General features: G+C 60.2%; 18 protein-coding genes. 6 read left to right on the top strand and 12 right to left on the bottom strand.

Annotation, left to right across the window (positions count from 1 at the left end; translation table 11 throughout):
- The first annotated feature begins 83 nt into the window (after positions 1–83).
- The 4 genes from BLW21_RS01950 (at position 84) to BLW21_RS01935 (ending at position 4,137) form a co-directional block, all read left to right on the top strand.
- Complete coding sequence (locus BLW21_RS01950; RefSeq protein ID WP_175470818.1) at positions 84–812, top strand: hypothetical protein; 729 nt, start codon at positions 84–86, stop codon at positions 810–812.
- Positions 812–1,381, top strand: coding sequence for a YdcF family protein (locus BLW21_RS01945; protein WP_092737325.1), 570 nt, complete (start codon positions 812–814; stop codon positions 1,379–1,381). Before BLW21_RS01950 ends, BLW21_RS01945 begins: the two co-directional genes overlap by 1 nt.
- Positions 1,382–1,803: 422 nt before the next feature.
- Entirely contained in the window at positions 1,804–2,886 is a 1,083-nt protein-coding gene (locus BLW21_RS01940; RefSeq protein ID WP_394331639.1) for an RtcB family protein, read from the top strand.
- 138 nt (positions 2,887–3,024) lie between these two features.
- Complete coding sequence (locus BLW21_RS01935) at positions 3,025–4,137, top strand: hypothetical protein (protein ID WP_092737321.1); 1,113 nt, start codon at positions 3,025–3,027, stop codon at positions 4,135–4,137.
- Here the strand turns inward: BLW21_RS01935 and BLW21_RS01930 are convergent.
- On the bottom strand, positions 4,109–4,819 hold the full coding sequence (locus BLW21_RS01930) for a 16S rRNA (uracil(1498)-N(3))-methyltransferase (protein ID WP_092737319.1): 711 nt from the start codon (positions 4,817–4,819) through the stop codon (positions 4,109–4,111). The two genes, BLW21_RS01935 and BLW21_RS01930, sit on opposite strands and share 29 nt — an antisense overlap.
- Positions 4,820–4,964: 145 nt before the next feature.
- On the opposite strand from BLW21_RS01930, the gene BLW21_RS01925 reads away from it, so the two are divergent.
- A complete protein-coding gene (locus BLW21_RS01925) occupies positions 4,965–6,233 on the top strand; it encodes an SDR family oxidoreductase (RefSeq protein ID WP_092737317.1) in 1,269 nt (422 codons plus the stop codon).
- Positions 6,234–6,320: 87 nt separating this feature from the next.
- Here BLW21_RS01925 and BLW21_RS01920 read toward each other — a convergent pair whose 3' ends face one another.
- Together BLW21_RS01920 and pckA are read right to left on the bottom strand one after the other, a co-directional pair.
- The gene (locus BLW21_RS01920) at positions 6,321–7,106 is read right to left on the bottom strand and encodes a S1/P1 nuclease (protein ID WP_092737315.1); all 786 of its coding nucleotides are present in this window, start codon (positions 7,104–7,106) and stop codon (positions 6,321–6,323) included.
- 155 nt (positions 7,107–7,261) lie between these two features.
- Complete coding sequence (gene pckA, locus BLW21_RS01915; protein WP_092737313.1) at positions 7,262–8,878, bottom strand: phosphoenolpyruvate carboxykinase (ATP); 1,617 nt, start codon at positions 8,876–8,878, stop codon at positions 7,262–7,264.
- A 256-nt stretch (positions 8,879–9,134) separates the two neighbouring features.
- Here pckA and BLW21_RS01910 point away from each other — a divergent pair, with 256 nt between their 5' ends.
- Positions 9,135–10,754 (top strand): peptide MFS transporter, encoded by a 1,620-nt coding sequence (locus tag BLW21_RS01910; RefSeq protein WP_092737311.1) that lies wholly within the window; start codon positions 9,135–9,137, stop codon positions 10,752–10,754.
- Between the two features lie 114 nt (positions 10,755–10,868).
- Here BLW21_RS01910 and BLW21_RS01905 read toward each other — a convergent pair whose 3' ends face one another.
- The 9 genes from BLW21_RS01905 to pabB form a co-directional block, all read right to left on the bottom strand.
- Positions 10,869–11,708 carry an aldo/keto reductase gene (locus BLW21_RS01905; RefSeq protein ID WP_092737309.1) on the bottom strand — a complete coding sequence of 280 codons (840 nt, stop codon included), beginning with the start codon at positions 11,706–11,708 and terminating at the stop codon, positions 10,869–10,871.
- 126 nt (positions 11,709–11,834) lie between these two features.
- Entirely contained in the window at positions 11,835–13,481 is a 1,647-nt protein-coding gene (groL, locus tag BLW21_RS01900) for a chaperonin GroEL (RefSeq protein WP_092737307.1), read from the bottom strand.
- Positions 13,482–13,531: 50 nt separating this feature from the next.
- Positions 13,532–13,822 carry a co-chaperone GroES gene (gene groES, locus BLW21_RS01895; RefSeq protein WP_092737305.1) on the bottom strand — a complete coding sequence of 97 codons (291 nt, stop codon included), beginning with the start codon at positions 13,820–13,822 and terminating at the stop codon, positions 13,532–13,534.
- Positions 13,823–14,102: 280 nt separating this feature from the next.
- Positions 14,103–14,465, bottom strand: a complete 363-nt coding sequence (gene secG, locus BLW21_RS01890; RefSeq protein ID WP_092737302.1) for a preprotein translocase subunit SecG — start codon at positions 14,463–14,465, stop codon at positions 14,103–14,105.
- Positions 14,466–15,905, bottom strand: a complete 1,440-nt coding sequence (locus tag BLW21_RS01885) for a hypothetical protein (RefSeq protein WP_092737300.1) — start codon at positions 15,903–15,905, stop codon at positions 14,466–14,468.
- 146 nt (positions 15,906–16,051) lie between these two features.
- The gene (locus BLW21_RS01880) at positions 16,052–16,510 is read right to left on the bottom strand and encodes an LptE family protein (RefSeq protein WP_175470817.1); all 459 of its coding nucleotides are present in this window, start codon (positions 16,508–16,510) and stop codon (positions 16,052–16,054) included.
- A gap of 160 nt (positions 16,511–16,670) precedes the next feature.
- Positions 16,671–17,990, bottom strand: a complete 1,320-nt coding sequence (locus tag BLW21_RS01875) for a sigma-54 interaction domain-containing protein (RefSeq protein WP_092737298.1) — start codon at positions 17,988–17,990, stop codon at positions 16,671–16,673.
- Between the two features lie 113 nt (positions 17,991–18,103).
- The gene (miaB, locus tag BLW21_RS01870) at positions 18,104–19,564 is read right to left on the bottom strand and encodes a tRNA (N6-isopentenyl adenosine(37)-C2)-methylthiotransferase MiaB (protein ID WP_092737296.1); all 1,461 of its coding nucleotides are present in this window, start codon (positions 19,562–19,564) and stop codon (positions 18,104–18,106) included.
- 269 nt (positions 19,565–19,833) lie between these two features.
- Positions 19,834–21,111 (bottom strand): aminodeoxychorismate synthase component I, encoded by a 1,278-nt coding sequence (gene pabB, locus BLW21_RS01865; protein WP_092737294.1) that lies wholly within the window; start codon positions 21,109–21,111, stop codon positions 19,834–19,836.
- Positions 21,112–21,256: the final 145 nt, after the last annotated feature.

Genomic DNA, 21,256 nt, shown 5'->3' with positions numbered 1-21,256 from the left:
GCTATAATTGCGGACCAACCGGGAAAGTTCGGCTTGCCCCGCAAGGTAAGCACTACCCGCGCTTCTCCACTGCTGCCCCGCCCATGCCCCCGGTTCCTTTCGGCCTCGACCTGGCCTTCATCTTAACGACCATTTTGACCCTGGGGATGCTGCTACGGGTAGTTGCTGCCCAGTACCGGCAGGCGCTGCTGGTAGCAGGGGGGCCGTGGTTGCTGAATCAGGCGGTGATGGCCTATACTGGCTTCTACACCATTACCGATACGCTGCCGCCCCGATTCGCGCTGGCGATAGGCCCGCCGCTGCTGGCGCTGCTGGCATTGCTGGCTACGGCGCGGGGCCGCCGCTTCCTCGATGAACTGCCCCCCGACCGGCTGACGTTGCTGCACGTGGTGCGGATACCGGTGGAGCTGGTGCTGTGGGCGCTGTACTACTACCAGGCTGTACCAGGGCTCATGACGTTCGAGGGGCGTAACTGGGATATTCTGATGGGCCTTACCGCCCCGTTGGTGTACTACCTGGCCTTCCGTCGCCGGTGGCTGGGGCCGGGCGGGCTAGTCGTCTGGAACGTGGTGGGGCTGCTGCTGCTGGGCAACATCGTGCGGCTGGGGCTGCTGTCGGCCCCGGGGCCATTCCAGCAGTTCTCGTTCGAGCAGCCCAACATGGCCCTGATGTACTTTCCCTACGTGTGGCTGCCCGCTTTCGTGGTGCCGGTTGTGCTGCTGGCCCACGTGGCTGCGCTGTGGCAACTGCGAGCAGCTCATAAAGTCGGAGCAGTATCAGGAAGAGAAACAGACCAAACGCTCGATAACTAATGCGCTTTCCGATACCAATAAAATACACGCTGGCCGGGCTCGTACTCTGGATTTTCGGGCATTCGGTGGTGGTGGTAGCTGATGGTTTGGGTAGCAGCGCCGCTCCGGCTGATGTGGCCGTGGTGCTGGGCAATAAGGTGAACGAGGATGGCAGCCTATCGGTGCGGCTGACCCAGCGGCTGCATTGCGGCCTGGAGTTGTACCGGCGGGGGCAGGTAAAGCAACTCATTGTAAGTGGGGGGCTGGGCCAGGAAGGCTTCTACGAGGGCAGTAAAATGAAGCAGTACCTGGTAAGCCAGGGTGTTCCGGCGGCGGCGGTAGTGGTCGATAACCAGGGCAATACCACCCAACAAACGGTAGCCAATGTACTGCGGCTGCGCGATTCGCTGCATTTTACCAGCCTGGTGGTCGTTTCCCAGTACTACCATCTCACCCGCACCAAAATGCTGTTTCGCCAGGCCGGCTTTCAGGCAGTCGGCAGCGCCAGCCCGCTGTACTTCGAATGGCGGGACATCTATTCGCTGGGGCGGGAATTCGTTGCCTATTATCAGCAAAGACTGCTCGAATAAGCGGTTCAGTCCTGGCTAAATTTCCTTTCTTGCCAAACCAATCTATAGAGCTACCAAGGATGATAACAGGACAGGATTTAATAGCCAAAGGTCTTCAGCCCGGCAAATGGTTTAAGGAAGCGCTCGACCACATCAACGCCTACGGCCTGGCAGGGGAGGCCCTGGAGGCCTACCTCGCTACCGTGAAGCCCGCCCCCACGATTCCGCTGCTGGCGCAACCGGTATCCTTTCACGAGAACATCAGCGCCGATACGCCCATCGAGCAGGACAACATCGACTACGTGCGCCAGTCGATGCAGCGGCTGATGCGCACGCCCACGGTGGTGGCGGGCGCCATTATGCCCGATGCCTGCCCGGCCGGGCCGCTGGGCACTATTCCCGTCGGCGGCATTGTGGTGGCCCGCAACGCCATCCATCCCGGCATGCACAGCGCCGATATCTGCTGCTCGGTGATGCTGACCAACCTGGGCGCGGCCGATCCTAAGCAGGTGCTCGACGCCGCGCAGCAGCTCACCCACTTCGGTCCCGGCGGCCGCGAGCCCGACCAGCAGTTTGCGCTGCCCGCCGAAATCGAGGCCGAATTCCGCGACAATCCCTACCTCAATTCCCGCCGCAGCCTGCGCATGGCCCGCGAGCACCTGGGCACCCAGGGCGACGGTAACCACTTTTTGTACGTGGGCATCTCGCGCAACACCGGCGACACCATGCTGGTTACCCACCACGGCTCGCGGGGGCCGGGCGCGCTGCTGTATAAGCAGGGCATGAAGGTGGCTGAGAACTTCCGCAAGGCCATTTCGCCCGAAACCGACCCGAACAATGCCTGGATTCCTGCCGACTCGGAGGAGGGGCAGCGGTACTGGGCGGCGCTGCAAACCATCCGCAACTGGACCAAGCAAAACCACCTGTGCCTGCACGAAGCCGTGGTGCAGCAGCTGGGGGCCACCGCGCAGCAGCGGTACTGGAACGAGCACAACTTCGTGTTCCGCGACGGCGAGATGTACTACCACGCCAAAGGGGCCACCCCGCTGGACCCCAAGTTCATGCCCGACATCACCGGCCCGCGCATCATCCCGCTCAACATGGCCCAGCCCATCCTTATTGTGGAGGGCCCGACCACCGCCACCAACCTGGGCTTCGCGCCCCACGGAGCTGGTCGCAACCTGAGCCGTACGGGCCACAAGCGTAGCAAATTGGGGCAGACCAAGGAGGAAATATTCGCCGAGGAAACCCAGGGCATCGACGCCCGCTTCTTCAACCAGATTGATATTTCGGAGCTGCCCAGCGCCTATAAAAATGCCGCGCAGGTGCAGCAGCAAATCGTGGATTTCGACTTGGCCACCGTCATCGACGAAATCCGGCCCTACGGCTGCCTGATGGCCGGCGACTGGGAGCAGGACGCCCCCTGGCGCAAGAAGAAACTGGCCAGGGAAGCGGCCAAGCTGGCTGCAACGGCAGAAGGAGCCGCAGATTCGCAGGCGGATGCATCGGCATTGGTACAGGAGTAGCACAGTTCACAAATTCGCTGCACTGGCTGGCATCAGTCTCTTTACTACCGCTACCTGATGCTCCCATTTAGCCCCGAACAAGACTAACTTACTTGATTTTTCGCCGAGAAAAATCACCACATTCATTTACGCCACTACATGGAATTCAATAGCAAAAAGCTACAGCAAACCTCCAAACTGATCAATACCTTGGTTTCGCTGGTTTTATGCGTGTTCCTGATTGGGCTTTCTGAAAAAATAATCGGCGACTTGGACCCGGCCAGCAAGCGTCCGGAGGTTGAAAGCTTCGTGAGCCAGAAGCGCGGAGCGTTGGAGAAGCAGAGGAGGTCATTAGAGGCGGAAGTCAGGACGCTGACGGATAAAAACGAAAGCATTGAACAAACTATTACCACGGCCCGACAGAACTATAACAACGAAAAACAGTCGTTTGAGAACTGGATAAAAACCCGCAAAACACTGGGCTCCCCCGATAAGGATAAGGAGGTAGTAGACCGTGCCCGTCGGCTTGATGACTACTACAAAGTGGAGCAGGCCTGGCGCGCCCAACTCAGTGCGCGCCAGCTACAGATTAGTGGCCGAGAAAAGCAGGCGGAGTTAATCGAGCGTCAGATAAACCGGGAAGAGCAGTCGGCGGAAGCCCGCTTTGAAACGGCGTCGCGTCGGCATGACCTGAAGGTGTTTTTTATTCGGCTCCTGTTTGTGGGGCCTATTCTGGGGCTTGGCATTTTCTTCCTGATTCGCTACCGCAAGCACAAATTCTGGCCGCTGTATTTCGGCTTCACGCTGTTCTCGTTTTACGTTTTCTTCGTTGGCCTCGTGCCCTACCTACCCAGCTATGGCGGCTACGTGCGCTACCTGGTTGGCATTGCCCTGTCGGTGGGGCTAGGCTACTACGCCATCAAAAAAATCCGCGCTTACGTGGAGCAGAAGCAGGAAGAGTTGAAGGCTTCGACCCAGGAGCGAGCCAAAAATGTGCAGCTGGAAGTGGCCGAAAAAGCGTTGGAAAATCACTTCTGCCCGTCGTGCGGAAAAGATTTTATCATCAAAAAGTGGGAAACGCCAACCAAGGCCCCAGCCAACGACGCTATGCAGCTGGTCACCGACTTTTGCCGCCACTGCGGCCTCAATTTGTTTGCCGACTGCTACAACTGCGGGCACAAGAACTTTGCTCACCTGCCATTCTGCGCCTCCTGCGGCGTTAAGTCGGCCGCGCAAGCAGCTGCTACACGGCCCGCGCCAACTGCGCCGTAAACACCGCCGCCAGCGCGGCAGTTTCGGTGCGTAGCCGCGAATTTCCCAGCGTCACCGGCCGAATCCCGCGCGCTAGCGCCAGCGTAATTTCCGCCGGCGTGAAATCTCCTTCCGGCCCAATCAACACGCAGCAACCGGCCCCGGCATCCACCACCTGCGTCAGCGCCGTGCGCTCGCCTTCTTCCAGGTGGGCAATGAAAGTGGTTTGCGGGGCAACGCCGGTCACAAATGCCTTAAAGTCCTGCATCTCGTCCATCTGCGGCAGCCAGGCCTGGCCCGACTGCTTGAGAGCACTAATGGCAATTTTTTCCAGCCGCTCCAGCTTCAGCTCGCGCCGCTCCGAGCGGGCGCAGCGCAGAAACGTAATCCTATCCACCCCGATTTCGGTGGCTTTCTCGACCAGCCACTCCATGCGGTCGAGGTTTTTGGTGGGCGCTACGGCCAGGTGAATGGGGGCGGAGCGGGGCTTGTAGTGGGCGTGGGCGCTGATGCGCAGGGCGCAGCGCTTGGGGTTGGCGTCGGCCACTGCGGCCTCAAATACGTCGCCTTGGCCGTTTACCAGCACCACGGGTGCGCCCACGGCCAGGCGCAGCACCCGTACGGCGTGCTTGCTCTCGTCTTCGGGCAGGGTGTAGCCGGTGGCATCGGGGGCGAGGTCGGGGGCGAAAAAGGTGTGGGGCATGGGGCAAAGGTACGCGGGAAGCCGGCGGTTGGGGCCGGCAGGCCGGACGCGGTCAGGGAGGCCAAGATAACGGCGGGCGGGTTTTTCGCGTAAGCCAACCATATCCTTCCTCCAGCCTTCCGGGCTCTATTAACCAGCTAATCACATGAAGACCAAGCTCAAAAAACTCTCCGAACAAACTATTGTTATCACCGGCGCCTCGTCGGGCATTGGCCTGGTAACGGCCCGGCAGGCTGCCAAAGCCGGCGCGAAACTCGTGCTGGCCGCCCGTAGCGAGGCGGCCTTGCGGGAGCTCACCGAAGAGCTTAGCCAGCAGGGTTGCGAGGTTATCTACGTGGTGGCCGACGTCAGCAAGCAGGCCGATGTGAAGCGCATTGCCCGCGAGGCCAAGCAGAAGTTCGGCAGCTTTGATACCTGGGTGAACAATGCCGGCGTATCGATGTATGGCAAGGTCGTAAATGAGTCTGTCGACGACATGCGGCAGCTGTTCGAAACCAACTTCTGGGGCCTTGTATATGGCTCGCTCGAAGCCACGGAGCACCTGCGCCACCGGGGCGGGGCACTCATCAACGTGGGCAGCGTGCTCTCCGATGTGACGGCCATTCTGCAGACCATGTACAGCGCCAGCAAGCACGCCGTGAAAGGTTTCACCGACGGTTTGCGTACCGAGCTGGAAATGGAAGATGCGCCCATTTCGGTTACCCTGATTCAGCCGGCTGCCATTGATACACCTTACCCGCTGAACGCCAAAAACTACCTCGATAAGGTACCCCAGCACGCGCCGCCCGCCTACGCTCCCGAAACGGTGGCCGAGGCTATTCTCAGTTCTGCTACCTCGCCCCAGCGCAATATTCTGGTAGGTGGGGCTGGCAAGTTGTTTAAGGGCATGGAACAGTGGACCCCGGCCCTGCTCGATAAGTTTATGGAAAAAGCCTTCGCGCCTATGTCCAAATCCGACAAAGCTGACCACCGTAACCGCCCCAGCGGCCTGTACGAAGGCGCGGGCCAGCTGCAGGAGCGCGGCAACTACCCCGGCCGCACCCGCGAAATCAGCACCTACACCAAGGCCAAGCTAAACCCCACCGCCACGGTTGCCATTGTAGCCGGCACTGGTTTAGCCGTAGCCGCCATCGTCAAAGCCTTCAGTAAAGATGATGGGAAGGATAAAGTCGCGGGCAAAGGCCAAGGGGGCGAGCAGCGTTCCAACCAAGGCAAAAGGCCCCAGTCAGCCTCCGATAAAGGCTCCGTTCAGGCTTCCCCCCAACGCCCCGACAACGTGCAGGACACTGGCAAAGGTGCCAACGGTGACGGCCGTGCCCCCCGCGCCGGCTCGGCCAAAGCTACTCCCGACGACGTGCGCGGCCCGGGAACCGATAAGACTGATTCAGGCAAGCAGCCGGGAGGCAAAAGCTAAACCATAAGCGGCTATACCTGCATAAAAAGGGAGTCCTGCCCGGCAATTGCCGGCCAGGACTCCCTTTTTATGCAGGTGCCCCAACCGTTAACTCAGCATATCATTCAGTATACCCGCCAGCCGGATGCCGGCCTGCTGGATGCGCTGGCGCATCAGCACACTGTGCGCGGGGTAGTACTCAAACCGTACTTCGGTACCGCTGGGGGTGAGGGGATAGAGCAGTTCGGCGGCCTGGTACGATTCCCAGAGCCACTCGGCGGGCGGGGCGGCTTGCATGCGGCGCACGTCCGGGCCACTTATGCCGCAGTTGTACTGCCGGGCTATTTCGGTGTAGGTCAGGCCCTGATAGTCGAGCAGGCCCGAGTCCCAGAGGCTGTGCAGGTTGGTATCGCGGCCCCGAAACTTGAGCTTAACGTCGTTGCCGCCCTTGTCTTCGGCGTGGCCCGTGTGCAGGGGCTGGTGAATGTCGCCCACGATGTGAATGACGTACTTAAGCGCATCGCGGCGCTGGGCCGTGGTCTTGCTCTTGTCGGCCATAATGGCCATCTGGGTTTGCAGGGCGGTGTAGGCATTGGGGCCGACGTTGGTGCGCAGTTCCGCCAGGTACTGGGCGTGGTCGAGGCCCGAGGGCGAGTTCACGTAGTGCCAGGGGCCAGTGTCTTTGCCCTCGGGGTAGTAGCGAATTTCGTCGGGCCAGGTGCTGACCAACGCCATGTTTTCGGTGCCCAGCAGCTGCTGTACCTGCTGGCGGGCACTACGCTTGAGGTGGTGTTCGGCAATCAGGGCAATGGCCCGGTGGCCGTCGGCCCCCCAGGCCCAGAGGCGCAGCGGTGAGAGAAGCAACAGCAACAGCGGAAGCAGAAGTTTACGCATGGGTAAGCGGCAGTAAAGTGTCAAACAAGGACGCAAAAGTAGCGCAAGGAAATGCAACGAAGTACCCGGCAGGTCGAAAAACCTTTCAACCGCAATAAAAACTGCCCCGCCGGCACGAGGCCAGCGGGGCAGTTTCAAATCAGAAGAGTTAACGCCTAAGCGCCGGCTACTACCTGCGCTTTCGGCGCGCCCGCCAGGATTTCTTCGTTGGCGTAGTCGGCGTACTTGCCGAAGTTCTTCACAAACTTCTCGGCCAGCGAGGAGGCCGTGCGGTCGTACTCCTCGGGGTTGCTCCAGGTGTTGCGCGGGTCCAGGATTTCGGTGGGCACGCCGGGTACCGTAGCGGGCACCTCCACCCCAAAAATGGGGTGCTTGGTGAACTCCACGTCGGTCAGCTCGCCGTTGAGGGCCGCCGTAATCATGGCCCGAGTGTAGGGTAGCTTCATGCGCGAGCCCGTGCCGTAGGAGCCACCCGTCCAGCCCGTGTTGATGAGCCACACGTTCACGTCGGGATTCTCGTCCATCTTCTGGCCCAGCATCTCGGCGTATTTGGTGGGGTGCAGGGGCAGGAATACGGCGCCGAAGCAGGCCGAGAATGTCGTCTGAGGCTCGGTAATGCCCATTTCAGTACCGGCCACCTTCGCGGTGTAACCCGACATGAAGTGGTACATAGCGTGGCTCTTGTCGAGCTTGCTGATGGGGGGCAGCACCCCGAAGGCGTCGGCCGTCAGGAAGAAGATGTTCTTGGGCGCATCGGCCACCGATGGCTCGATGGCGTTGTCGATGTAGTTGATCGGATAGGCCGTGCGCGTGTTCTCGGTTACGCTTTTGTTGGCGTAGTCCACAGTGTGGGTGCCCTCAATAAAGCGGGTGTTCTCCACAATGGAGCCGAAGCGGATAGCGTCCCAGATCTGCGGCTCCTTCTCCTGGCTCAGGTCGATTACCTTGGCGTAGCAGCCGCCTTCGAAGTTGAAGATGCCCTTGTCGGGCGTCCAGCCATGCTCATCGTCGCCAATCAGGCCACGGTTGGGGTCAGCCGAGAGGGTGGTTTTGCCTGTGCCCGAGAGGCCGAAGAATACGGCCGTGTCGCCGTCGGCGCCCACGTTGGCCGAGCAGTGCATGCTGAGCGTGTTGTGCTCGTGGGGGAGCAGGTAGTTGAGCACGCCGAAAATGCCTTTCTTCATCTCACCAGCGTAGCCCGTGCCGCCAATCAGAATCATCTTCTTGGTGAAGTTGAGGATGGCAAAGTTCTTCTGGCGGGTGCCATCTACGGCCGGGTCGGCCTCGAAGCCGGGGGCGCAGATGATGCTGAAATCGGGCGTCCAGCTGGTGTCGGCGCCCTCGGCGGGGCGCAGGAACATATTGTAGCAGAACAGGTTATGCCAGGCCAGCTCGTTCACCACGCGCAGCTTCAGCTCGTAGTCGGGGTTGGCACCGGCGTAGGCGTCGCGCACGTAAATCTCCTTGTCTTCCAGGTACTTCACCATCTTCTGGTGCAACTGGTCGAACTTGTCGGCCTCGAAGGGAATGTTGATGTCGCCCCACCATACGCTGTCGGCGGTGTTGGCGTCTTTCACCACGAAACGGTCTTTGGGCGAGCGGCCGGTGAAGGCTCCGGTGTCGGCCATCAGCGCCCCGTTGTCGGTGAGCGTGCCCTCATTACGGCGCAATGCTTCCTCGACGAGGGCGGCGGGCGAGAGGTTGAGGTGGACCTGGGCAGCGGTGGAAATACCCAAGGGGGCGAGGCGGGCGTTGGCGGCAGAATCTAGCATAAGGGGCCGAAAACGGGTGGGGGGTTGGGTGGAAAAATCAGTGGGAATACGGGGCAAAAGTAGCGAAAAAGCTGACGAAAAACCGGGGAAAACCAAAATGATAGCGAAAATTCGCCGTAAAATCGTATGCTCCGGTCCGGCAGTGGCCGCCTGTTTGCGCGGGTTTCGGGCGGTTTAGGAAACTTTTGTAGTTTTACCAACCCCATTCCGGTTGCAGCCGGGCTCGTATCTCTTTCCCCATTCTTAGTTACTCTTCATGCACTCACCCTCCGCTGCCCAGCAGCCCGTGTCATCCTCCTCGTCGCACCCCAAGGGGCTGTACGTCCTCTTCGCCACCGAAATGTGGGAGCGGTTCAGCTATTACGGCATGCGGGCCCTGCTCATTCTGTACATGACGCAGGCGCTGGTATTTGATAAAGAGTACTCCTCGCTCATCTACGGCAACTACACCAGCCTCGTGTACCTCACGCCGCTGCTGGGGGGCTATGTGGCCGACCGCTACTGGGGCAACCGCCGCTCTATTCTGGTGGGCGGCCTGATGATGGCCATCGGCCAGTTCGCGCTGTTTTTCTCGGCTTCCATGTACACAGCCGGGCAGGCTACCGCGCCCCAAACGCAGCTGCTATTATTTATGCTGGGTTTGGGCCTGCTGATTTTCGGCAACGGCTTCTTCAAGCCCAACATCTCCTCGATGGTGGGCTCGCTCTACCCGGCCGGCGACAACCGCATCGACACGGCATACACCATCTTCTATATGGGTATCAATCTGGGCGCGTTTTTCTCACCCTTGGTATGCGGTACGCTGGGCGATACGGGCAACCCCGAAGACTTTAAGTGGGGCTTCCTGGCCGCCGGTATCGGTATGCTGGTGGGCTCGCTCACGTTTGAGCTGTTCAAGAACAAATACGTGGTAACCGCCGATGGGGCGGCGCTGGGCGGCAAGCCCGAGCAGGCCGTGGCCCACTCGCCCGTAGTGCCCATGAATACCGACGCCCCCGTGCGCGCCGAAACCCTCGACCAGCCCGCTGCCAAGAGCTTCGCCAGCAAGCTGCCCATGCTCATCGGCATCTTCGTGGCGGTGTACGCCGCTATTGCTTGGCTCATGAACTACGACTGGGTAGGTGCCTTCGTGTTCGCCGCCATGATTGTAACGCCCATTGCCGTGCTGGCCGACGCCTCCATCACCACCCGTGAGCGGCAGAAAATTTACGTAATTCTGATTCTCAGCTTCTTCGTAATCTTCTTCTGGGGTGCCTTCGAGCAGGCGGGTGCTTCACTTACCTTCTTTGCCGACGAGCAAACCAACCGGCAAATGGGTTCCTACACCGTGCCCGCGTCCTACTTCCAGTCGGCCAACGCACTGTTTATCATTCTGTTCGCCCCGGTATTTGCCTTGGTCTGGACGTTCATGGGCAAGCGCGGCATCGAGCCTTCGTCGCCCCTGAAAATGTCCATCGGCCTCATGTTCCTGGCCATCGGCTACCTTATTATTGCTTTCGGCGTGAAAGGCGTTGATGCCAGCACCAAAGTGAGCATGTTCTGGCTGATTACGATGTACCTGATGCACACTTTTGGCGAGTTGTGCCTGTCACCCATCGGTTTGGCGCTGGTGAACAAGCTGGCCCCGCTGCGCTTTGCCTCGCTGCTGATGGCCGTGTGGTTTCTGGCCACGGCTGCCGGTAACAAGTTTGCCGGCGTGCTGAGCGCCCTCTACCCCGAGCCCGGCAAGCCCGTTCCGCACTTCGTGGGCTTCGAAATCACCGGTCTCTACGAGTTCTTCATGATTTTCGTGGCTCTCTCGGCCGCCGCGTCACTGGTGCTGTTCCTTATCTATCGCAAGCTCACCCAGATGATGGCCGAGCCAGTAACTCGCTAAATCACAGATGTTGCAGATGGCGCTGATGCCACAAATACAGGCGTCAACAATGTGACTACAAAAAGCCCCGCCGGACACTGGTCCGGCGGGGCTTTTCTGTGCGCTATACGGCCGTTACTTCGGGAAAATGTCCGGGTCGGGGCCGAGACGCTCGTGGCGGTCTAGGCCGTCGATGTAGGTCAGTTCAGCCTCCGTCAGCTCAAAGTCGAATACGGCGGCGTTGCTGACGATGTGCGCCTGCTTAACCGACTTTGGAATCGTGACTACACCGCGCTGCAGGTCCCAGCGCACTAGTATTTGGGCTGGCGACTTGCCATACTTTTTGGCCAAGTCGTTCACAATGTCCTGCTCGAAGATCTTGCCCTGCATGAGCGGCGACCAGGCCTGGTACTGAATACCATGCTGCCGGCAGTAGGCCTGCAACTCGGGCTGCACCAGCCACGGATGAAACTCCAGCTGGTTCACCATCGGCTTCACAGTGGCCGTCGTCAGCAGCTCCTCCAGGTGATGCTGGAGGAAGTTGCTGACCCCAATGGCGCGCACCCGGCCGTCGGCGTACAGCTTCTCCAGCGCCCGCCACGTATCCTGCGACTTCCCGGCCACAGGCCAGTGAATCAAGTAGAGGTCGAGCGTTTCCAGGCCGAGGCGGTCTAGGCTGGCGTCGAAGGCGCGTAGCGTGGCGTCGTAGCCCTGGTCAGTGTTCCAGACTTTGCTGGTGATGAACACATCCTCGCGGGGTACGCCACTTTCCCGGATGGCCTGCCCGACGCCCTCTTCGTTTTTGTAGATGGAGGCGGTGTCAATGTGGCGGTAACCGGCTTCCAGCGCCCATTTCACGGCCTGCTGCACTTCCGCGCCATCCTCGGCCTGCCACACGCCCAGCCCCAGATAGGGTATTTCTACGCCGTTGGCCAGTGGCCACGTTCCGGTAATATCGGTGATGTTCTTGTCCATTTTATCAATCAAGTAATGAGTACTGCTGCCGTTTACGCGCAAAAAGCCCCGCCGGACAAAATCCAGCGGGGCCCTTGTGCTTATAGCTTCAGAACGAATGACGTTCAAATCAGCATAATCAGTGATTTACATCATGCCGCCCATGCCGCCACCCATGCCGCCCATGCCGCCGCCGGCAGCAGCGCCGCCTTTGTCGTCTTCGGGCTCATCGGAAATCACGCACTCGGTGGTCAGGAGCAGGCCGGCAATCGAAGCGGCATTCTCCAGGGCCAGGCGCGTTACCTTGGTCGGGTCGAGGATACCGGCCGACATCAGGTTTTCGTACTTGTCCTCGCGGGCGTTGTAACCGAAGTCACCTTTGCCTTCGCGCACCTTCTGCACCACTACCGAACCTTCGCCACCGGCGTTCTGCACGATGGTACGTAGGGGAGCCTCCAGGGCCGTACGGATGATGTTCACGCCGGTACGCTCGTCGCCGTTGAGGGTATCAACTGCGTCCAGCGAATCGAGGGCGCGCACTAAGGCCACTCCACCGCCGGGTACTACGCCTTCCTCAACGGCGGCGCGGGTGGCGTGCAGGGCATCGTCAACGCGGTCCTTCTTCTCCTTCATCTCCACTTCCGTAGAAGCACCGATGTAGAGGATGGCTACGCCGCCCGACAGCTTGGCAAGGCGCTCCTGGAGCTTCTCCTTGTCGTAGTCGGAAGTCGTAGTGCCGATCTGGGCCTTAATCTCGTTGATGCGGGCCGTGATGGTGGCCTTCTCACCCTTGCCATTGACAATCGTGGTGTTGTCCTTGTCAATGATGATTTTCTCGGCCTGGCCGAGGTATTCGAGGGTAGCAGCGTCGAGCTTGTAGCCACGCTCTTCCGAAATTACGGTACCGCCGGTCAGCACGGCAATGTCTTCGAGCATCGCCTTGCGACGGTCGCCGAAGCCGGGAGCCTTCACGGCGGCAATTTTCAGCGAGCCGCGCAGTTTGTTTACTACCAGCGTGGCCAAAGCCTCGCCGTCCACATCTTCGGAGATGATAACCAGTGCTTTACCAGTCTGTACGACCTGCTCGAGCACGGGCAGGAGCTCCTTCATGGTGCTCACCTTCTTGTCGTAGATGAGGACATAAGGATTCTCGAACTCGGCCTCCATCTTCTCCGGGTTGGTCACGAAGTAAGGGGAGAGGTAACCGCGGTCGAACTGCATGCCTTCCACCGTTTTTACTTCGGTTTCGGTGCCGCGGGCTTCTTCCACGGTGATTACGCCTTCCTTGCCCACTTTGTCCATGGCATCGGCAATCATCTGGCCGATTTCCATGTCGTTGTTGGCCGAAATAGCGCCTACCTGGGCGATTTCCGAGGAGTTCTCAATCTTCTTCGACTGCGCCTTCAGGTTGGCCACAACTGCTTGCACAGCCTTGTCGATGCCGCGCTTGAGGTCCATGGGGTTAGCACCGGCGGCTACGTTCTTCGAGCCGGCCGCGTAGATGGCCTGGGCCAGTACGGTAGCCGTGGTGGTGCCGTCACCGGCCTGGTCAGCGGTTTTGCTGGCTACTTCCTTCACCAGTTGGGCACCCATGTTTTCAACCGGGTCGCTCAGCTCAATTTCCTTGGCTACCGTCACACCGTCCTTGGTGATGCTCGGGGCGCCAAATTTCTTGTCGATAACCACGTTGCGGCCTTTGGGGCCGAGGGTCACTTTTACGGCGTTAGCCAGCTTATCTACACCGCGCTTGAGTTTGTCGCGGCCTTCGGTATCAAATTGGATGTTCTTAGCCATCTTATTTTCGGGAGTTAATAGAATTCAACGAAAGGAAACCAGCGTTCGGCCTAGAGTACGGCGAAGATGTCGGACTCCTTCATGATGAGCAGATCCTGTCCATCGACGGTGATTTCGGTGCCGGCGTACTTGCCGTAGAGCACCTGGTCGCCGGTTTTTACCTGGGGCTTGATGGTGGTGCCGTTGTCGGCCACTTTGCCCTCACCCACGGCCACTACTTCGCCCCGCTGGGGCTTTTCCTTGGCCGTGTCGGGAATGATGATGCCCGATTTGGTTTTTTCTTCGGCGGCGGCCGGCGCGATGATAACGCGGTCAGCCAGCGGTTTGATGCTAAGCGACATAGTGTATGTTTTGGTTGAAAAGTTGAAAGAATCTGGAATTACCAGGGTGTCACAGCCGTGCTACATCATCTGTGCCAGCCCGCTCAAACCTGACAGAATGGACGATTCCGGCCCACTTTCGGCCAGTTTTACACCGAAAGCGTGTCAGCTGTGGCAGAAAATGGCGGTCTTGGGCAGAGGTTTTTGCGTTATGAGCCTTACCAAGCTCGCTCCGACCAAAAAAAGCCGGCGGTTTCCTCAGGAAACCGCCGGCTTTCAAACCGAGGAAAACGGACTGTTACTATTGAGCCGGAGCCGGAGCTACGGGGGCAGCCGGGGCCGGAGCACCAGGCGCTACCGGGGCCGGAGTAGCGGGCATGCGGGTTTCGAGGGCGCGCTGCTGGTTGATGCTGCGTACCGGACCCGACTGGGCATGGCCGCCAATAATGTAGGAACCCAGGCTGAGTACCATCAAACCAATGGCAAAGCCCCAGGTAAGCTTCTCAAGCAGGTCGCCGGTGCGCTTCACGCCCATCATCTGGGCGGCACCACCGCTCGAGCCGAACTGGCTGGAAAGGCCGCCGCCTTTAGGATTTTGGGCCAGCACCACCAGGGCCAGCAACACGCAAATGACGAGAATCAGGACAATAATGGCGTAGTACATTTACTCCGGGGGTTGTTGCAGTTGTTGGATTTGCTCGGCAAAGTACGCCATTTTTTCGGGCTGCTTTGTCATCAGGCGTTCATAAATTTCGATAGCCTTGGTCGTTTTACCTTGCTTGATCATGATTTTGGCCAGACTCTCGGAAGCCAGCACCGGAGCGGCGGCGCTGTTGCGCACCGATAAATCGGCCTGTTCGGTGGCCGGCGGGGGCACCCCGGGGGCGCCCGCTCTGATGCGGGGCTGGGCCTTGAGGAAGCGGTTAATCAGGTCGAGGGAGGAGGCTTTGGGGGCTGGCTGGTGGGCGCGGGCGTGGGCCAGCAGCAAGGCATCGGGTTCAAAAAAAGCCTCCAGTGGCAAATCAAGCGTGAAACCGTCGGGCGTGTGGGCCTGCAGGTCGTAGCCCAGGCGGCTGCCCCCCCCAAGGGCGTAGCCCAGTTCCGCATCGGCCCGGAAAGGAGCCGTAATGCGGGGCGGGCCCGCCGGACGGGAGGTGGGTAACTCGTCTTCTTCCGCCGCAAACTCCTCGTCTTCCTGCCCAGTATCCAGCAACCGGTAGCCCGTGGGCTCGGGCAGACGGGACTCGTTCAAGCCAAACTCGAAGCGCGAAATACCGGCGCCACTTGGTGGGCGGATGGGCGGGGCCACGGCTGGCAGCAGCTCACCGGAGGCTTCGGGAACCGTTGGGGCGCTCGAAACCGGGGCTTCTTCGGTAGCAGAAGCCTGTTCTGTAGCCGCATCAGTGATATCTGTTGCGTCCTCCGTTGCTATGATAACGGAGGCCATGGCCGCTAAGTCTTCCGACTCAACTGAAGATGACACGGCGTTAGCGTCGAGAGGTTCTGCTTCAGGCAGCGCAACTGGTAATTCTTCAGCAATTGCGACGGGTTCCGCTACGGCTGGTTCAGCGGCTGGCTCGGGTAGTGTCAGCAACTCCTCGTCGGCGTCCGTCTGCGTTGCTGCCCTATCTGGAGCGCTTGCCGGGGCGTCGGGCGCCGCCGGGGCCTCAAGGTCGACCGGCTTGTTGGTCGGCGGTGCGGTTTCATCGGCCAGGACAGGTGCCGCAACAATTTCTACGGCAAATAAATCGGTGGCCGGCTCGGATGGTGCCGCCGCGAGGTCAGGTAACGCAGCCGGGGCTATGTTGGTAGCGGCTGCTACGTCAGTCTGGGAGGAGGCAGCTAGGTCCGTTGCAACGATTGCGGGGGCAATAGGGCGTTCCAGCAGTCGGCGCAACAGCTCGCGGTCGGCGGCGTAGGTGGCGGCGCGGCGCAGGCGCTGGCCAGCGAGCATGCTGCCGCGGTCGTGGGCCGTCTTGGCCAGCAGCACGTGGGCCGTCTGGCAATACGGAAAGGCCGCGGCCAACTGCTCCAGTTCCCGGATTTCATCGTCGGAAATACCGTTTACGTGGTCCAGAATGCGTAGAAGCGACGCGCGGGTCATGCGAAATAGCGTAGAAAAGGCACCTGGCCGCGGCCCGCTTTGGGGCCGCGACCAGGGAAAATAGTAGGAGGGGTGCCCGGCCACGGCCAGGCAAGCGGGTTACAACAATACGGCAATTCGGGCACTAAAACGCAGCCCGGCCACAACTACCAGTTGGCCACCGACTTATTGAAGGCGTCGGTGATAAGGTTACGAAACAGCTCGTTGAGCGCCGTTTGGTCGCTGTTGACGCTGGCAATGTCGCGGGTGGCGGGGAAGGAGCGGGTTGTTTGTAGCGTCTGCTCGAAGTCCTGCTTGGGGTCTTTGCTATTGGTGAATTTCACCCGCACCTGAATGGTCAACTGGTTGGCGCCCGCCTGATCGACGCCGTTGGCCTGCTGGATGGCGGCCGGGGCGAAATCGTAGGCAAGTATCTGGCCCTCAAACTGCAGGTCACCATCGCGGGGTACGAGTTTCAGGCTGGTATTGCGCTGAAAGTAGTCCTTGAAGTTCTCGGTGAACTGCTGCGACAGAAACGAGGGCCCGTTGCTGGCGTTGTTGGCAAACGTAGCAATGGAAATCGTTTTAATAGTGGGGTCGATATTGGTCCCGCTGAACGAGTACACACTACAGCCACTTAGAAGAAAGAGAGCTATTAGCTGACAGCTGATAGCTGATAGCTTTTTCGCATCAGTTGAGAACTGAGAGCTGTTAGCTGACAGCTTTCGGGCCGTATCCGAACAGAAAGCTAACAGCCAACAGCTAACAGCTAACAGCTTGCTAAAACTATGCTTGTTCCAGGTCATACTGCTTGAGTTTGCGGTAGAGAGTACGCTCGGAAATACCCAGGTCGTGGGCAGCGTATTTGCGCTTGTTATGGTGTTTTTTGAGGGCTTTGATAATCATTTCCTTCTCCTTCGCTTCCAGACTCAGGGTTTCCTCCTCTGTTTCGTGCGGAATATCCTCCACCCGTTGCGCCTCCTCCTCCTCGTAATCGGTATCGTCGTCGTTGCTCAGCTCGCGCGTACTCAGGATGTACTCCGACCCGACTTCCGGCCTCAGGGGCCGGTTACCGGGGCCGTCGTAGGGAGCCACGCTCATACTATTGAACAGGTGGCTGTTCTGGCGCAGCAATTCCTGCGTCTCGTTGGGGCGCTGCCCGCCCGCTAGGTCCAGAACCAGCTTTTTGAGGTCAGTCATGTCGCGGCGCATGTCGAAGAGCACCTTGTAGAGCAGGTCGCGCTCGGAGTAGCTGTTGCCGGCCCCATCGGTGGCCGTGCCGGCGGCGTGCACCAGCATGGGCAGGCGGCTGGCCTGGTCGGCGGGCAGGTAGCCGCGCAGGCGGCGGGCATCCACCTCGCGGTCCGTCTCCAGCACCGACATCTGCTCGGCCACGTTCTTGAGCTGGCGGATGTTGCCGGGAAACCGGAAGCGCTGCAATTCCTGCACCGCCTCGGGCGAGAGGCTGATCGGCTTTACCCGGTATCGGTCAGAAAAATCGGTGGCGAACTTCCTGAACAGCAGGTAAATATCGTCGCCTCGGTCACGCAATGGTGGAACTGTGATGGGCACCGTGTTGAGGCGGTAGTACAGGTCTTCGCGGAAGCGGCCCTCGCGCACGGCGTCGAGCAGGTTCACGTTGGTAGCGGCCACTACGCGCACATCGGTCTTCTGCACCTTACTGGAACCGACGCGGATAAACTCGCCGTTTTCAAGCACCCGCAGCAGCCGGGCCTGGGTGCCGAGCGGCATCTCCCCAATCTCGTCGAGGAAGATGGTGCCGCCGTTGGTCACCTCGAAGTAGCCCTTGCGCGCCTCCTGCGCCCCGGTAAACGAACCCTTCTCGTGGCCAAACAGCTCCGAGTCGATGGTGCCCTCAGGGATGGCGCCGCAGTTAATGGCGATGAACTGCCCGTGCTTGCGGGGCGACAGGGCATGGATAATCTTGGAAAACGACTCCTTGCCGGAGCCGCTTTCGCCCGTTATCAGCACCGTCATGTCGGTCGGGGCCACCTGTGCCGCCACCTGAATGGCATAGTTGAGCGAAGGCGCATTGCCAATGATGCCGAAGCGCTGCTTAATACTCTGAATCTCTGATGGTGTCAAGGCGGAAGTGCTTTCGGAAAGAAGACGAAAAACGGCGCGTTTTATTTTAGGCGTAGCGCAAACGCGGGCTGAATGGCTGTGCTCCCATCCAAACCCAAAGCCAGCTACATCAGCTAAACTGCTTCTCCTAAAAGCGTATTCGTGGTCGACTCATTGACTAGCACGTCAACGTAGTCGCCCTTTTTGTAGTGTTTCTTGGGGAAAATGATCATCTGGTTCTGGCTGTTGCGGCCGCTGAGGTGCTCGTCGCTGCGCTTGGAGAAGTTCTCGGCCAGTACGCGATGCACCTGGCCCACGGCGCGGGCGTTTCGCTCGCGGCTGTGGTCTTTCTGCTGGGCAATAACTTCGGCCAGGCGGCGCTTTTTCACTTCCAGCGGTACGTCGTCTTCGAGCTTGCGGGCGGCCAGCGTGCCGGGCCGCTCCGAGTAGAAGAACATGAAGGCCATGTCGTAGCGCACCAGCCGCATCAGGCTTAGCGTGTCTTGGTGTTCTTCCTCGGTTTCGGAGCAGAAGCCCGAAATCATGTCGGTGGAGATGGCGCAGTCGTCGCCCAGAATGCGGCGGATGGCCTGTACGCGCTCCTCGTACCAGGGCCGGTCGTAAGTGCGGTTCATCAGGGCCAGCACCCGCGAATTGCCGCTCTGGGCCGGCAGGTGGATGTATTTGCAGATGTTCTCGTGCCGCGCCATGGTGTGCAGCACCTCGTCGGTAATGTCTTTGGGGTGCGAGGTAGAAAAACGCACGCGTAGCACGGGGCTTACCAGGGCCACCTGCTCCAGCAGCTGGGCAAAGTTGACGTGCTCGGTGCCATCCTCCGAGGCCCACTTGTAGGAGTCTACGTTCTGGCCCAGCAGCGTTACTTCCTTGTAGCCGGCCGCCACCAACTCGCGCGCTTCGCGCACGATGCTGTGGGCGTCGCGGCTCCGCTCGCGGCCCCGGGTGAAGGGCACCACGCAGAACGAGCACATATTGTCGCAGCCGCGCATGATGCTGATAAAGGCCGTGATACCGTTGCTGTTAAGGCGCACCGGCGTGATGTCGGCGTAGGTTTCCTCGCGGCTCAGCAGCACGTTCACGGCCTTCTGGCCGCCATCAACCTGGGCAATAAGCTGCGGCAGGTCGCGGTAGGCGTCGGGGCCTACCACGAGGTCAACGAGCTTTTCTTCTTCCAGAAACTTGCTTTTCAGCCGCTCGGCCATGCAGCCGAGTACGCCTACCAGCATCCCGGGACGGCGCTTTTTGTAGCTATTGATCTGCGAAAGGCGCATTCGCACGGTCTGCTCGGCCTTCTCGCGGATGGAACAGGTGTTGAGCAGTACCAAATCGGCCAGTTCCAGCGAATCGGTGGTGTCGAAACCCTCATCGAACAGGATGCTCGACACGATTTCCGAGTCGGAGAAGTTCATCTGGCAGCCGTAGCTCTCCAGGTAGAGCTTGCGCGAGCGGCCGGTGCGGGTGGCCGGGTTCACGCGCACCTCGCCCGAGGGCGTGTCGGCGTGCGTAACGGCGTCCACGCTGGGTGCCGACAGGGTAGGAGTGTCGAGAAAATCGAGGGTAATCAGGGGTTGGGCCATCAGAAAAACGCCGGTTGCCGGCAGCAGCTTCAGAATTCAGAGAGGGGCGAAGGTAGCGCTTTCAAGCCGAAAAATGACAGAATGGCAGAGGGTAAGGAGCAAGTAACCGGGAGAAATGGAACGTCATGCTGAGCGCAGGCGAAGCCGGAATTGACGCATCTCTACCGCAGTGGCAATCCTATCGATGGGTTGCTATTGAGACGAAGCGGCGGAGATGCTTCGACTTCGCGGACGCCAGATCAAGCATAACGTCCAGCTTTTTTCGGCTACTACTCGCTCACTACCGCCCCCAATACCTCCAGTATAGCGCGGGCCTTGAGCAGGCACTCGGCATACTCGCGCTCGGGCACCGAGTCGTAGGTGATGGCCGAGCCGACCTGGAAGCTGAGGTGGCCGGTGTCCTGGCGGTACTGCAGGCTGCGGATAACGACGTTGAAATCGAAGTCGCCGTTGGGCCAGATGAAGCCCAGTGAGCCGCTGTAGAGGCCCCGGCGGCTGCGCTCGTAGTGCTCGATGAGCTGCATGGCCCGGATTTTCGGGGCGCCGGTCATCGAGCCCATCGGGAAGGTAGCCCGCAGCACGTCCACTACGTTCAGGCCGGGGCGGAGGCGGGCGGTTACGCTGGAAATCATCTGCCAGACGTGGCGGAAGGGGTAGAGGCCGAACAGCTCGGGTACCTGTACGCTACCGGTCTGGGCCACCCGGGCCAGGTCGTTGCGCACCAAATCCACAATCATCAGGTTCTCAGCGCGCTCCTTCTCATCCTCCAGCAACATTTGGCGCTGCCGCTCGTCGGCATCGGGCGTGGACCCGCGGGCTATGGTGCCCTTAATGGGCTGGGACAGCAGCGCGGAGCCGGTGCGGCGCACGAAACGCTCGGGCGAGGCGCAGAGTAAATAGTGGCTTTCGTGGCGTACGAAACCCGCGAACGGGGCCGGGGAGGCCGCGTTTAGTCGCTCGAACACGTCTACCGGGTCCAGCTGCATCTGGTCGGCGCAGAATTCCTGGCACAGGTTCAGCTCGTACACCTCACCGTTGAGAATATCTTCGCGCACCACCTCTACGGCCCGCAGGTATTCGGCTTTCGGCATTCGGGGTACCACGGTGGCCACGGCCGGGGACGGCACCGTGGGCAGGGGAGTAGCCGCAATGGCAGCCAGCACGCCCGCTGTTTCGCCGTAGATATGAACGTCTTGCTCCGCCCAAACCAACCAGATGCGGGGCCGGAAGAAGTGCAGTTGAGGCCAGGTTAGGTCGCTGTAATTGCTGCTGCTGAGAGCTTCCAGCTCATCCTTTACTTCATAGCCGATAAAGCCGCAGGCCGGCGCGGCTGTACTATCCCCGGCCGCCAGCCAAGCCCGCAGTTCATCTAGCGTGCCCGGGGCATCGGGCGCAACTTCAGCTACGGCCAGCAGCCGCCGAAACGGCCCCTGCGGGTAGGGTAGGTCGTTGGGCTCATAGTAAGCGCAATGCGCAAAGCCGGAAGCCCAACGCAGGGCGCGGGCCCGGAAATCGGGGGACAGCTGGGTAAGCGGGACAGTCAGCACGGGACGAAAGTACGACGGTGACGGCGGGATGCAGGGCTTCAGCCCTGCATCCCAGGGCTGAAGCCCTGGGCTAGTTAGCGAAAAGAGCCGGAGACTTGGGGCGAGCCACCATCCCGCTCCGTAGCCCAGGGCTTCAGCCCTGGGA

This window comes from Hymenobacter psychrophilus, assembly GCF_900107135.1.
Lineage (GTDB): Bacteria > Bacteroidota > Bacteroidia > Cytophagales > Hymenobacteraceae > Hymenobacter > Hymenobacter psychrophilus.
The sequence above is the reverse complement of the archived record's forward strand: the minus strand, read 5'-3'. Positions and strand labels throughout refer to the sequence as shown.

Excerpts from the sequence above, each read along its gene's own strand:
- BLW21_RS01930 (WP_092737319.1), bottom strand. The coding sequence starts at position 4,819 with ATGCCCCACACCTTTTTCGCCCCCGACCTCGCCCCCGATGCCACCGGC.
- BLW21_RS01945 (WP_092737325.1), top strand. The coding sequence starts at position 812 with ATGCGCTTTCCGATACCAATAAAATACACGCTGGCCGGGCTCGTACTC.
- BLW21_RS01910 (WP_092737311.1), top strand. The coding sequence starts at position 9,135 with ATGCACTCACCCTCCGCTGCCCAGCAGCCCGTGTCATCCTCCTCGTCG.
- BLW21_RS01920 (WP_092737315.1), bottom strand. The coding sequence starts at position 7,106 with ATGCGTAAACTTCTGCTTCCGCTGTTGCTGTTGCTTCTCTCACCGCTG.
- BLW21_RS01925 (WP_092737317.1), top strand. The coding sequence starts at position 4,965 with ATGAAGACCAAGCTCAAAAAACTCTCCGAACAAACTATTGTTATCACC.
- BLW21_RS01935 (WP_092737321.1), top strand. The coding sequence starts at position 3,025 with ATGGAATTCAATAGCAAAAAGCTACAGCAAACCTCCAAACTGATCAAT.
- BLW21_RS01950 (WP_175470818.1), top strand. The coding sequence starts at position 84 with ATGCCCCCGGTTCCTTTCGGCCTCGACCTGGCCTTCATCTTAACGACC.
- miaB (WP_092737296.1), bottom strand. The coding sequence starts at position 19,564 with ATGGCCCAACCCCTGATTACCCTCGATTTTCTCGACACTCCTACCCTG.
- BLW21_RS01905 (WP_092737309.1), bottom strand. The coding sequence starts at position 11,708 with ATGGACAAGAACATCACCGATATTACCGGAACGTGGCCACTGGCCAAC.
- groL (WP_092737307.1), bottom strand. The coding sequence starts at position 13,481 with ATGGCTAAGAACATCCAATTTGATACCGAAGGCCGCGACAAACTCAAG.
- groES (WP_092737305.1), bottom strand. The coding sequence starts at position 13,822 with ATGTCGCTTAGCATCAAACCGCTGGCTGACCGCGTTATCATCGCGCCG.
- BLW21_RS01940 (WP_394331639.1), top strand. The coding sequence starts at position 1,804 with ATGCACAGCGCCGATATCTGCTGCTCGGTGATGCTGACCAACCTGGGC.
- BLW21_RS01885 (WP_092737300.1), bottom strand. The coding sequence starts at position 15,905 with ATGACCCGCGCGTCGCTTCTACGCATTCTGGACCACGTAAACGGTATT.
- pckA (WP_092737313.1), bottom strand. The coding sequence starts at position 8,878 with ATGCTAGATTCTGCCGCCAACGCCCGCCTCGCCCCCTTGGGTATTTCC.
- secG (WP_092737302.1), bottom strand. The coding sequence starts at position 14,465 with ATGTACTACGCCATTATTGTCCTGATTCTCGTCATTTGCGTGTTGCTG.